The sequence below is a fragment of the Achromobacter sp. 1011811831 genome (assembly GCF_059760905.1).
In genome coordinates this window covers 1-12,642 of record NZ_JCBANG010000030.1, presented here as the reverse complement: position 1 = coordinate 12,642, position 12,642 = coordinate 1, and the positions used below count along the sequence as shown (strand labels likewise).

The 12,642-nt window shown below is 65.5% G+C and carries 12 protein-coding genes; all 12 read right to left on the bottom strand.

All coding sequences use genetic code 11. From position 1 onward, the window contains the following. Nucleotides 1-68 precede the first annotated feature (68 nt). Nucleotides 69-863, bottom strand: coding sequence for an acyl-ACP--UDP-N-acetylglucosamine O-acyltransferase (gene lpxA, locus AC6LJ9_RS13615; RefSeq protein ID WP_498147958.1), 795 nt, complete (start codon nucleotides 861-863; stop codon nucleotides 69-71). Then, a complete protein-coding gene (fabZ, locus tag AC6LJ9_RS13610) occupies nucleotides 864-1,316 on the bottom strand; it encodes a 3-hydroxyacyl-ACP dehydratase FabZ (protein ID WP_212316521.1) in 453 nt (150 codons plus the stop codon). Between the two features lie 64 nt (nucleotides 1,317-1,380). After that, nucleotides 1,381-2,478 carry a UDP-3-O-(3-hydroxymyristoyl)glucosamine N-acyltransferase gene (lpxD, locus tag AC6LJ9_RS13605; protein WP_498147957.1) on the bottom strand — a complete coding sequence of 366 codons (1,098 nt, stop codon included), beginning with the start codon at nucleotides 2,476-2,478 and terminating at the stop codon, nucleotides 1,381-1,383. Nucleotides 2,479-2,492: 14 nt separating this feature from the next. Further along, complete coding sequence (locus tag AC6LJ9_RS13600) at nucleotides 2,493-3,053, bottom strand: OmpH/Skp family outer membrane protein (RefSeq protein ID WP_212316512.1); 561 nt, start codon at nucleotides 3,051-3,053, stop codon at nucleotides 2,493-2,495. A gap of 110 nt (nucleotides 3,054-3,163) precedes the next feature. Further along, entirely contained in the window at nucleotides 3,164-5,497 is a 2,334-nt protein-coding gene (gene bamA, locus AC6LJ9_RS13595; RefSeq protein ID WP_498147956.1) for an outer membrane protein assembly factor BamA, read from the bottom strand. Nucleotides 5,498-5,551: 54 nt separating this feature from the next. Further along, nucleotides 5,552-6,883, bottom strand: coding sequence for an RIP metalloprotease RseP (gene rseP, locus AC6LJ9_RS13590; protein ID WP_498147955.1), 1,332 nt, complete (start codon nucleotides 6,881-6,883; stop codon nucleotides 5,552-5,554). Nucleotides 6,884-6,948: 65 nt separating this feature from the next. Next, nucleotides 6,949-8,148, bottom strand: a complete 1,200-nt coding sequence (locus tag AC6LJ9_RS13585; protein WP_212316505.1) for a 1-deoxy-D-xylulose-5-phosphate reductoisomerase — start codon at nucleotides 8,146-8,148, stop codon at nucleotides 6,949-6,951. Further along, the gene (locus tag AC6LJ9_RS13580) at nucleotides 8,145-9,002 is read right to left on the bottom strand and encodes a phosphatidate cytidylyltransferase (protein WP_212316503.1); all 858 of its coding nucleotides are present in this window, start codon (nucleotides 9,000-9,002) and stop codon (nucleotides 8,145-8,147) included. Before AC6LJ9_RS13580 ends, AC6LJ9_RS13585 begins: the two co-directional genes overlap by 4 nt. 47 nt (nucleotides 9,003-9,049) lie before the next feature. Then, nucleotides 9,050-9,814, bottom strand: coding sequence for a polyprenyl diphosphate synthase (uppS, locus tag AC6LJ9_RS13575; protein ID WP_498147954.1), 765 nt, complete (start codon nucleotides 9,812-9,814; stop codon nucleotides 9,050-9,052). 169 nt (nucleotides 9,815-9,983) lie between these two features. Next, complete coding sequence (gene frr, locus AC6LJ9_RS13570; protein WP_103274070.1) at nucleotides 9,984-10,544, bottom strand: ribosome recycling factor; 561 nt, start codon at nucleotides 10,542-10,544, stop codon at nucleotides 9,984-9,986. A gap of 15 nt (nucleotides 10,545-10,559) precedes the next feature. Next, the gene (pyrH, locus tag AC6LJ9_RS13565; protein WP_103274069.1) at nucleotides 10,560-11,276 is read right to left on the bottom strand and encodes a UMP kinase; all 717 of its coding nucleotides are present in this window, start codon (nucleotides 11,274-11,276) and stop codon (nucleotides 10,560-10,562) included. Nucleotides 11,277-11,446: 170 nt separating this feature from the next. Further along, nucleotides 11,447-12,325 carry a translation elongation factor Ts gene (gene tsf, locus AC6LJ9_RS13560; protein WP_212316500.1) on the bottom strand — a complete coding sequence of 293 codons (879 nt, stop codon included), beginning with the start codon at nucleotides 12,323-12,325 and terminating at the stop codon, nucleotides 11,447-11,449. Nucleotides 12,326-12,642: the final 317 nt, after the last annotated feature.

The window sequence follows — 12,642 nt, the reverse complement described above, 5'->3', positions numbered from 1 at the left end:
GTTCCCCCAAGAGCCCGGCTGCGCTGCGCGCCGGGAAGCCCGACGCGGCTGTGGCGGCCGGACGGGGGTCATGGACGGATGATGCCGCGCGAGGCGACGTCCAGGAAATCCAGGAAGACCTGCAGCGGCTCGGCCACGCCGGGCTCGGACTGCTGGCGCGCCTGCAATTCGGCGCGCGCCGCGTCCAGCGACAAGCCGCGGCGGTAGACGATCTTGTAGGCCTCGCGCAGCGCGGAAATCGCCTCGGCCGAGAAACCGCGGCGGCGCAGGCCCTCGACGTTGACGCCGACCGGCCGGCAAGGATTGCCCGCGGCCAGCACGAAGGGCGGCGCATCCTGCATCAGCGAGCTGTTGCCGCCGGTCATGGAATGCTCGCCGATGCGCGAGAACTGATGCACGCCGGTCAGGCCGCCGACGATGGCCCAATCGCCCACGTGGACATGGCCGCCGAGCTGGACCGAATTGGCCAGGATGACGTTGTTGCCGACATGGCAGTCGTGCGCCACATGCACATAGGCCATGATCCAGTTGTCATTGCCCAGCGTGGTGACGCCGCCGTCCTGCACCGTGCCCGTGTTGAGCGTGACGAATTCGCGGACCGTATTGCGGTCGCCGATCGTCAGGCGGGTGGGTTCGCCGGCGTACTTCTTGTCCTGCGGCATGCCGCCGATCGAGCAGTACCGGTAGAACCGGTTGTCGCGCCCGATGGTCGTCACGCCGTCGATCATGCAATACGGGCCCACTTCGGTGCCCGCGCCGATGATCACATCCGGCCCGATCACGCAGAACGGCCCGATGGTGACAGTGGGATCGATCTGCGCCGCCGGATCGACGACGGCGCTCGGATGGATGTTTGCGGCCATTTACTCTTCCAGGCTGCGGATGGCGCACATGAGCGTGGCCGAGGCCGCTTCCTGCCCGTCCACCGTCGCGCGCGCCTGATACTTACAGATGCTGCGGCTCAGGCGCAGCGCCTCGACTTCCAGGCGCAACTGGTCGCCCGGCACGACAGGGCGGCGGAAGCGCGCATCATCGATGCCGACCAGGTAGTAGGCCGTCTTGCCGTCGCACTTCAGGCCGCCGTCGGCATCCGTGAACGAGAACAGCGCGGCCGCCTGGGCCATGGCTTCAACGATCAGGACGCCGGGCATCACAGGGTGATGCGGAAAGTGCCCCGTGAAAAACGGCTCGTTGATGGAGACGTTCTTGATGGCGACGATGGACTTGCCGGGCACCATCTCCACGACGCGATCGATCAGCAGCATCGGGTAACGATGCGGCAGACGCTCCATGATCCCCTTGATGTCGAGTTCCATTTTTCTGTGAATTCCTGCGAAATGAAATGATCTTGCGGCGTGCGCCGGGCGGCGAACCCGCGCCTTACTCTTTTTCGAGCGTGCGCACGCGGCGGCGCAACTGCGCCAACTGTTGTATCACGGCGGCGTTGCGCTGCCATTCGCCGTGCTCGGCGTACGGGAAGACCCCTGTATACCGGCCCGGCTTCAGGATATTGGACGTCACCGCGGTGCCGCCCGAGATATGCACGTCGTCGCCCAGCGTCAGGTGTCCCGACAGCATCGCGGCGCCACCGATGGTGCAGCGCTCGCCGATGGTGGTCGAACCGGCCACCCCCACGCACGCGGCCATCGCCGTATGCGCGCCGATGCGGCAGTTGTGGCCCACCATGATCTGGTTGTCCAGCTTGACGCCGTCGGCCACGAAGGTGTCTTCGAGCGCGCCGCGATCGATCGTGGTGTTGGCGCCGATCTCGACGTCGTCGCCGATAGCCACGCCGCCCAGCTGGGGGATCTTGCCCCAGGCGCCCTGTCCCAGTGACGGATCCGGCGCGAACCCGAAACCATCCGCGCCCAGCACGACACCGCTGTGAAGGATGGCGCGGGCGCCGACCTTGACGCCTTCGTACAGCGTCACGTGCGCGTGCAGCAGGCTGTCCGGCCCCACGGAGGAACCGGCGCCGATCACGCAGCCCGGGCCCAGCACGGCGCCGCGCCCGATACGCGCGCCCGACTCCACAACGCAGAGCGGGCCGATGCGGGCGCCTTCTTCGATGACGGCGTCAGCCGCCACCACCGCGGAAGGATGCGTGCCGCCCGGCAGCGCCGGACGACGCGCCGCGTCGAACCACTGGGCCACGCGGGCATAAAGCAGATAGGGATGCTTGCAGACGACCAGCGCAAAGGGCGGACGGCCTTGCTCGCCGCTTTCCAGGGCCTGGGCCACGTCGGGGGAGACGATGACCGCCGCCGCCTTGGTGGCGCCCAACTGGCTCTGGTAGCGCGGGTTCGCCAGGAAACTGATTTCCTGGCCGCCCGCCGAGGACAAGGTCCCCACGCCCTGGATCTTGAGCGAACCCGCGTCGGGGGCCGCGCTGATCCGCCAGTCCATGCCCTGGGTCTTGGCGGCGCTCAGCAGCGCTTCAAGCGTGGGCGCGCGAGCAATATCCAGCAATACCGGCATGCTGACGACCGAGCTTACTTGCCCAGGCTCTGAATCACCTTGTCGGTGATGTCGATGCGCGGGTTGACCGTGACGGCGTCCTGGATGATCAGGTCGTAGTTTTCCTGTTCGGCGATGCGCTTGATGGCGTCATTGGCCTTGGTCACAATCGAGGAAAACTCTTCGTTGCGGCGGCGGTTGAAGTCTTCCTGGAACTCGCGGCGCTTGCGCTGCAGGTCGGTATCCAGGTTGGACAGTTCGCGCTGGCGCTTGACGCGGTCGGATTCCGACAGCACCGGAGCGTCCTTGTCGAACTTCTCGGCTTGCGTACGCAGGCTGGTGTTCAGGCGCTGCAGTTCGTCGTCGCGCTTCTTGAATTCGGATTCGATCTTGCTTTGCGCGGCCTTGGCGGGGGTCGATTCACGCAGGATCCGCTCGGTGTTGACGAAACCGATCTTGGTGCCTTGGGCCTGGGCGGGAACCGCTGCGACCGAACCGAGAATGAGCGCACCTGCCAGGGCCATGGTGGCGCCCAGCTTGCCGCGGCGCTTGGCGCCCAGCGAATCCGACGATTTAAGTGCGAAATCAGACATCATGAAAATCTCACCTTCCAGTAAGGCAAAGCCAAAGTGTGTATTGTGCCACTAAACGATAAGGGAGCCGGGCCACCCGGCCCGCCCCTTGTTTTCAAGCGTAACCGGACAGCTTAGAAACCGGTTCCGATCTGGAACTGGAATGCCTGCTTGTCGTCGCCCGACTTGGCGTTGAGCGGTCGGGCATACGACAGCTGCAACGGACCCATCGGCGATTGCCACGACAGGCCGATACCCGCCGAGAAACGCCAACCGCAAGGATCTTCCACCGGGCTGCTCGACTTGCCCGTCGAGCAAGACAGACCGCTTCCGGCTCCGACCTGACCTGCGTCGGTGAACAGGAACCAGCGCAGCGTACGGTCCTTCGAGGCGCCGGGGAACGGCAGATACAGCTGAGCGTTCGCCACGATACGGCGCGTGCCGCCCAGGTAGTCGCCCGTATCAGGGTCGCGCGGGCCCAGCGAAGAACCTTCGTAGCCGCGTACGGTGCCAATGCCGCCCGCATAGACGGTCTTGATGATCGGGTAATCCTTGCCGCCGTAGCTCTGCCCCCAATCCATCATGCCGTTCAGGGCCAGCGTGTAAGCGCCGCCGAGCGGCACGAAATACTGCTGCTGGGCCGTCAGCATGTAGTACTTCAGATCCACGGTCGAGAAGTCGCTCTTCAGGCGGGTATAACCGCCCTTGGTCGGAGCCAGCGCGCTGTCACGCGTGTCCTTGGACCAGCCGGCGCTGAAGATCACCGAGTTGGTCGAATCGCCATACTGAGTCACGAAACTCTTGTAAGCCCGTGGCGAGTTCTTATATAGGTCAATCTGGTTGCGTTCGACGTTCGCGCCCAGGAAGATCCGGTCGTACTCCGAGATCGGCACGCCGAAGTTCATGCCCAGGCCCATGGCCTTGACGCGATAGTCGCCGTCGTTGTTGTTCCAGGGCTCGGTCACGCGGTAGTAGGCCGACGTCGTGCGGCTGATGCCGTCCTTGGTCCAGTACGGGTCGGTGTGCGACAGCACCACCGCGCGGTTGCTCTTGCTGGTATTCAGCTGCAGGGTCAGGTTGGTGCCGCTGCCAAAGACGTTGTCTTCGCTGATGCCGGCCGACAGGATGGCCTTTTCGGACGAGCCGTAGCCCACGCCCAGGTTAATCATGCCGGTGGGCTTTTCCTTCAGGTCGACGTTGACGTCGACCTGGTCGGGCGAGCCCGGCACGGGGTCGGTCTTGACGTTGACTTCGCTGAAGTAGCCCAGGCGGTCGACGCGGTCGCGCGAGGTCTTGATGTCCTTGGCGTCGTACCAGGCCGCTTCCTGCTGGCGCATTTCGCGGCGCACGACCTCGTCGCGCGTGCGGGTATTGCCGCCGATCTGGATGCGGCGCACGTACACGCGGCGGCTCGGGTCGACGTAGAAGGTCACGTCGGCTTCGCGCTTGTCGCGGTCGAGCTGCGGATTCGGGTTGACGTTGGCGAAGGCGTAGCCCAGCTCGCCCAGGTAGTCGGTGATGGCCTTGGCCGAATCGTTGGCCTTGGCGGCCGAGAAGGTCTCGGTCGGCTTGAGCTGCACCAGGCCATTGATCTGGCTGTCCAGGCCGAGCAGGTTGCCGGCCAGCTTGACGCTGCGCACCTTGTAGGGCTCGCCTTCGTGGACGGTGACGGTGATGCGGATGTCCTTGCGGTCGGGCGAGATCGTGACCTGCGGCGGCTCGACGGAGAACTCCAGGTAGCCACGGTCCAGATAGAACGAACGCAGGCGTTCCAGGTCGCCCTCGAGCTTTTCGCGCGAATACTTGTCGGTATCGGTATACCAGGTCAGCCAGCCCGGCGTGGTCAGCTTCATTTCGTCGAGCAGGTCGCTTTCCGAGAAAGCCTTGTTGCCGACGAAGCGGATTTCCTGGATGCGCGCGACCGAGCCTTCGAACACGTCGAAGCTCACGCCCACGCGATTGCGCGGCAGCGGCGTCACGGTGGAGGTCACTTCGACGCCGTACTTGCCCTTGGACAGGTATTGCTGCTTGAGTTCGTATTCCGCGCGCTCAAGCATGGAGCGGTCGAAAATGCGGCCTTCGGCGAAACCGACCTGGCCCAGCGACTTGATGATGGCCTTGGAATCGAATTCGCGCATGCCGTTGAAATTCACGGATGCGATGGTGGGGCGTTCCTGCACGACCACGACGACGACATTATTGTCGGTCTGGATCTGCACATCGGAGAAAAATCCCGTGCCGTACAGGCGGCGGATCGCCTCGGTGGCTTCTTCGTCGGTGAATTTCTCGCCCACTTTCACGGGGAGATAACCGAATACGGTGCCGGCGTCGGTTCGCTGAATCCCTTCTACGCGGATATCCCGCACGACGAAAGGGTCGAAGGCGTGAGCCATGGCCGGAACCAGCAGCGCGGCGACAAGACTCGGCAATACACCCTTCTTGTGTTGAAACATCCGGCGAAAAGACATCCTTGAGTATCCTCGGTCGTGCAAATGGCGGGGGATTTTATATGCTATTGACGCCTAGGTGAACAGGCGCGAGAAATCATTAAACAGCGCAAGGCCCATGAGCCCTGCCAATATTCCTATGCCGGCGCGCTGTCCGATATCGATCCAGCGGGCGGGCGGCGGGCTGCCCCGCACGATTTCGACGAGATAGTACAGCAGATGGCCGCCGTCCAGCATAGGAATGGGCAGCAAATTTAGTACGCCAAGGCTGATACTGATCAACGCGATATAGGCGATATAAGCAACAATGCCAATCCGGGCGGTCTGGCCGGCGTAGTCGGCGATCGTGACCGGGCCGCTGACATTGCGCCAGGACACCTCGCCCATGACCATGCGCCCCATCATGCGCAGCGAGAACCAGGCGGTGTCCCAGGTGCGGACCGCGCCGCGCCACAGGCTTTCGAACACGCCATAGTGAACCGTCACCATCGGCACGTCGCCGCCCAGTTGCACGCCAAGCCGGCCGATCTGGCGGCCTTCCACGGTTTCGGCGCGGGGCGTCACATTCAGCGTGACCGTGTCAGGCCCGCGCTTGAGCGTCAGGGCCAGCGGCTGGCCGGCGCTTTCCTGGATGCGGCGCACCAGCGCGGCGGTATCCGGGGCCGGCTGGCCCTCGACGGCCACGATCAGGTCGCCGTCCTTCAGGCCGGCCGCTTCGCCCTGTCCACCCGCGATGACGCTGCGGACGGCGGGACGCGGCTGGGCCAGCCGCAAGCCGGCGGTCGCCAGCGGGTCGCCGCCGGCGGGATCCATGGCATTGGCGGGCAATATCAGTTCGCGCTGGTGCACCGCGCCAGACGGAGTGCTGACCTCGACCAGGGCGCGCCCGCCGCCGGACATCACGTCCATCAGCCGCCAGCGCGCGTCAGCCCAGGAAACGACTTCCTCGCCGCCGATGGACAGGATGCGGTCGCCTTCCAGCAGCCCGGCGCGGGCCGCCGGCGTATCCACGGCCGGCTTGGCCAGGATCGGGGCGGGCTCCTGCGTGCCGGCAAGGTTCAGGGCGGCGTACAGCAGCACGGCCAGGATCAGGTTGAATATCGGCCCGGCCGCGACGATGGCGATGCGCTTGCCGACCGGTTGGGTATTGAAGGCGGAAGCAATCTCGGACGGACTCGCGCCCGGCGGAGGATCGTCCTGCATTTTGACGTAACCGCCCAGCGGCAGGGCCGAGACGGCCCATTCCGTGCCGTGCCGGTCAGTGCGGCGCAGCACCACCTTGCCAAAGCCCACGGAAAACCGCAGGACTTTCACACCGCACAGGCGCGCGACCCAATAGTGGCCCAGCTCGTGGAAAATGATCAGGGAGCCTAGCGCAACCGCAAAGGCGAGCAGGGTGAAAAGCATCGGGATCTAGAATCCAGGATCGATAGGCAGGCGATTGCACCTGGGCAAGGCAGGCGCGGGGCGCCTCAGGCCAGCCCCAGGTTGCCCGCGTAACGGCGCGCCGCCGCATCCAGCGCCAGCACGTCCTCGAGACTGCTGAGCGTAACAGAAGCCTGCCGCGCCTGCCACTCCAGCGCCGCCTCGATGACGCGGGGGATCCAGGTATAGGCCAGCCGGCCGCTCAGGAAGGCCTCCACCGCCACCTCGTTGGCGGCGTTCAGCGCCACGCAGGCGCCCTGCCCCGCCCGCAACGCGGCAAATGCCAGCGCCAGGCAGGGAAAGCGTGCCAGGTCGGGCTGCTCGAAATCCAGCCGACCCAGGCGCATCAGATCCAGCGGGCCGACGCCGCTGTCGATGCGCTCGGGAAAGCCCAGGCCATAGGCGATCGGCGTGCGCATGTCGGGCTGGCCCAGCTGGGCCAGGATAGAGCCATCGTGGTACTCAACCATCGAATGCACCACGCTCTGCGGGTGGACCACCACCTCGATGCGGTCGGCGGGCATGGCGAACAGCCAGTGAGCCTCGATCACTTCCAGGCCCTTGTTCAGCATGGTGGCCGAATCGACGGAAATCTTGCGGCCCATGCTCCAGTTCGGATGGGCGCAGGCCTGCGCCGGCGTCACGTCGTGCAGGTCGTCCAGGTCGCGCCCGCGGAACGGGCCGCCCGAAGCGGTCAGCAGCAGGCGGCGTACGCCGGGCGCGGGCGCGTCCGGCGCCTGTGCCCGGCCGCCATGCGGCAGGCATTGGAAAATGGCATTGTGCTCGCTGTCGATGGGCAGCAATTCGGCGCCGCTGTCACGGATGGCCTGCATGAACAGCGAACCGGCCGCCACCAGGGCTTCCTTGTTGGCCAGCAGCACGCGCTTGCCCGCCCGGGCCGCGGCCAGCGCCGCCGGCAGGCCGGCAGCGCCGACGATGGCGGCCATGACCGCGTCGCAGCGCGCATCGGCGGCCGTATCCGCCAGCGCCTGGGCGCCCACCCGGATCTCCGGCAAGGCGGGACCGGCGGGCCAGGCGGCCAGGAATTGCCGGCGCGCCGCGTCGTCGGGCACCACCACCACTTCCGCGCGGCTGGCCAGCGCCTGCTCGGCGAGCTTCTGCATGCGCGTGTACGCCGACAGCGCATAGACCGCCAGCCGTTCGGGATGGCGGGCGATCACATCGAGCGTGCTTTCGCCGATCGAGCCGGTGGACCCGAGCACGACGACGCGTTGGAAAACCGTCAAGACAACACTCCAGACAAAATTAGCGCGAACGGCGCGACCGGCAGGATGGCGTCGATACGGTCGTAGACGCCGCCATGGCCGGGCAGCAGCGCGCTGGAATCCTTGCGGCCCGCGCGCCGCTTGAGCAACGATTCGAACAGGTCGCCGATGATGGACAGCACGCCCAGCACGGCCGCCAGCGGCAGCGCCAGCCAGAAGCTCCAGCGCGCCACCAGCGCGTGGCCATAAGTGCCGTCCCAGAGGCTGGACAGGCCGATCCACACGACCGCGCCCAGCACGCCGGCGACCGCGCCGGCGATCGTCTTGCCGGGGCTCACCCGCGGCGCCAGTTTACGCTTGCCGAACGCGCGGCCGGCAAAATAGGCGGCGATGTCGGCCACCCAGACCAGCGCCAGCAGCGACACCACGAACACCGCGCCGCGCGCGATGTACATCTGCGCCAGCACGGCCCAGGCGACAAAGGCGGCGGGCACCGAGAACAGCGACCAGCCCAGGCTGGCAGGCGGCGCGCTGGACTGACCGCGAACCACGGCGGTCACGCCACCGAACAGCCAGACGGCGGCGACGGCGGGCGCCGCGTAGCCCAGGATCCAGCGGGGATCGGCCCAGCCCGAACGGACGCCGCCCAGCCACGCCGAACTCAGAGCCAGCATGGCGGCGAACAGCAAAACCGGCACGCCGGCGCAGATCAGTGGGGATGGAGGCTGCGGCAAGGTCAGTCGCAGCCATTCCCAGTTAGCGCAGGCCGCGGCCAGCGCGAGCAGGGCGACGAACCACCAGGGATTGGCGCTCATCATGGCGGCGGCCAGGATGGCCAACAGGACGACGGCGGTAACGATACGCTGGCCCAACATGTGACGGTCTCCTCTTGTGCTGCCCGGAAAGACGCGCGCTTGGCGGCCTATTTCGGGTCGTCGCCGTTGACTTGGGCGCTGGTGCGGCCGAAGCGACGCTCGCGGGTCCGGTACCAGTCGAACGCCGCCTGCAATTCGACGGCGCCGAAATCCGGCCAGTAGCGATCCGTGAAGTAGAACTCCGCGTAGGCCATCTGCCAGATCAGGAAATTGGAAATGCGTTGTTCTCCGCCTGTGCGGATGAACAGGTCCGGCTCGGGCGCCCAGGACATCGACAGGTGGCGCGACAGATGCGCCTCATCGATCCGTTCTGGGTGCGCGGCCAGATCGGGCTCGGCCGCCAGCATGGCGCGCGTGGCCTGCAGGATGTCCCAGCGGCCGCCGTAATTGGCGGCAACGGTGAGGTGCAGGCGGTCGTTGTGGGCGGTGCGTTGCTGCGCCGCGAAAATGAGTTCCTGCAGCCGAGGCTCGAAGGCCGAGAGATCGCCGATCACGTGCAACCGCACGCCCTGCTCTTCCAGCTTGCCGACTTCGCGCTCCAGCGCCTGGACGAACAGCCGCATCAGCAGGGAGACCTCTTCGGCGGGACGCCGCCAGTTCTCGGAGCTGAACGCGAACAGCGTCAGGTAGCGCACGCCGGCGCGCCCGCAGGCCTCGACCACGCGCCTGACGGCCTGCACGCCCTTGGCATGCCCTGCCGTGCGGGGCAGCAGACGCCGCGTCGCCCACCTGCCGTTGCCATCCATGATGATGGCGACGTGCTGCGGGGTATCGCGGGTCTCGGGAACCGCCTGGGTGGAACTGGTTGCCATGGAGTCTGGTGCCGCGCGCGTATGACCGGCGAAAAACGTAATACGGGAAAATCCGCGCCGTGATTCCATCGCCGCCAAGCTTGGCGCGAAACGGCGGACGGGACGGCGCAAAAAGCAAAAACCGGCGCCGGGACACGGGCGCGAACCCGTGTCCCGCCATGCGCCGGAATTATACGGTCATGATTTCCGCTTCTTTCTGCGTGACCATCTTGTCGATGTCGCTCACATTGCGGTCGGTCAGCTTCTGGACATCGTCCTGGGCGCGACGCTCGTCGTCCTCGGAGATTTCCTTGTCCTTGACCAGCTTCTTGAGCGCGTCGTTGGCCTCGCGGCGCAGGTTGCGCACGGCGACCTTGGCGTCCTCGCCCTCGCTGCGCACGACCTTGGTCAGGTCGCGGCGGCGCTCTTCGGTCAGCGCCGGCATCGGCACGCGGATCGTGTCGCCCATGGACATGGGGTTCAGGCCCAGGTCCGACTCGCGGATGGCCTTCTCGATCGGGGCGGCCATGCTCTTCTCGTAGGGCTGCACGCTGATGGTGCGGGCGTCCACCAGGTTCAGGTTGGCCACCTGGCTGATCGGCACCGGCGAACCGTAGTACTCGACCTGCACATGATCCAGGATGCCGGCGTGGGCGCGGCCCGTGCGGATCTTGGACAGGTTGGTCTTGAGCGTATCAAGCGACTTGACCATCCTGGCTTCGGCGGATTTGCGGATTTCTGCGACGCTCATGGTTTTTCCTTTTCTTTAAACGTGTACCAGGGTGCCTTCGTCGTCCCCGCTGACCACGCGCTTGAGCGCGCCGGACTTGTTGATCGAAAACACCTTGATCGGCAGCTTCTGGTCACGGCACAGCGCGAAAGCGGTGGCGTCCATGACTTCCAGGCGACGCACGATCGCCTCGTCGAAGCTGATGCGGGCATAGCGCGTGGCGGTCGGATCCTTGTTGGGATCCGCGCTGTAGATGCCGTCGACCTTGGTGGCCTTCAGCACGATCTCCGCGCCGATCTCGGCGCCGCGCAGGGCGGCCGCGGTATCGGTCGTGAAGAAGGGATTGCCGGTGCCCGCGGCGAAGATGACGACCTTGCCTTCTTCGAGGTAGCGCAAGGCCTTGGGGCGGATGTACGGCTCGACCACCTGGTCGATGTTCAGGGCCGATTGTACGCGGGTGTCGATACCCTTGTGCTTGAGCGCGTCCTGCAGGGCAAGCGCGTTCATGATGGTGGCCATCATGCCCATGTAGTCGGCGGTGGCGCGGTCCATGCCCTGCGCACCCGGCGCGACGCCGCGGAAGATGTTGCCACCGCCGATGACGATGGCCAGCTCGACGCCCGTGGCGGCGACTTCGGCGATCTCATCGGTCATGCGGACGATGGTGGAGCGATTGATGCCGAAAGCATCTTCGCCCATCAGCGCCTCGCCGGAAAGCTTGAGAAGAACCCGTTTGTATGATCTGCTGCTCATAGGTGATATCCCGTAGAACAATCCGACGAAAGTGTAAGACAAGAAATGATAGCCCTGCCCTGGCGCCGCGCCTCCCCCGCAGGGGAAACGTTACGTCACAGAAGGGCCTGGCGAGAAAAAGGCCGGACTAGACTGTAATCTAGCGCCGGCCTTCAAGCACTACCCTGCGATCAGGCGCGGCCGGCGGCGGCTGCGGCAACCTCGGCGGCGAAATCGCTGGTCTTCTTCTCGATACCTTCGCCGACGACGAACAGCACGAACTTGGTGATGGAAGCGCCCTTGGCCTTCAGCATCTGTTCGACGGTGTTCTTGTCATCCTTGACGAAGGGCTGCGACAGCAGCGTCACTTCCTTCAGGAACTTCTGCACCGAGCCTTCGACCATCTTGGCGACGATTTCAGCAGGCTTGCCCGATTCGGCGGCCTTCTGCTCGGCGACCGAGCGCTCGGCGGCGATGTCGGCGGCATTCACGCCGTCGGCGTTCAGGGCCTTGGGCTTGGTGGCCGCGATGTGCATGGCCAGATCCTTGCCGACTTCTTCCGCGCCGCTGTACTCGACCAGCACGCCGATGCGGCCGCCATGCACGTAGCTGGCCAGGGCGTTGGGGGTCTCGATGCGCTCGAAGCGGCGGATCGCCATGTTTTCGCCGATCTTGCCGATCAGGGTGGTGCGGGTCGTTTCGACCGTGCCGTCGCCGTAAGGCAGCGCCGACAGAGCGGCCACGTCGGCCGGGTTCTGCGTGGCGACCAGTTCGGCCAGCTTGTTCACGAAGGCGACGAAGTCGTCGTTCTTGGCGACGAAGTCGGTTTCGCAGTTGACTTCGATGACGGCGCCCTTCTTGGCGTCGGCGGAGATGAACAGGCCGATCAGGCCTTCGGCGGTGACGCGGGCGGCAGCCTTGCTGGCCTTGTTGCCCAGCTTGACGCGCAGGATTTCCTCGGCGCGGGCCAGGTCACCCTCGGCTTCCGTCAGAGCCTTCTTGCACTCCATCATCGGGGCGTCGGTCTTTTCGCGCAGTTCCTTGACCAGGGCAGCGGTAATTTCAGCCATGTTTGCTCCAAATTTGCTAAGACATGCCCCGGCTTGGCGGGGCAGCGATGTGATTCGATGGGACGCCCGCGTACAGCGGGCCTGGAAGATGGGAGCCCATCCTCGCAATGCCGGCGAGGCGGGAGCGGCGGCCGCCGCCCCCCCACACCAACCGCCCGGCATGACAGGAGGGTTAGGGCTGGGTGTCCTGGCCTTCGACGGAATCTTCCTGGGCCGTCTCTTTTAAACAACTCCGAGCCCACGAGACGCAAAAAGGGAAATCGTAAGCCGGCTTCTTCTTTGAAAAAAAAAAAAAAGAAAGTAGCCGAGCACATCTG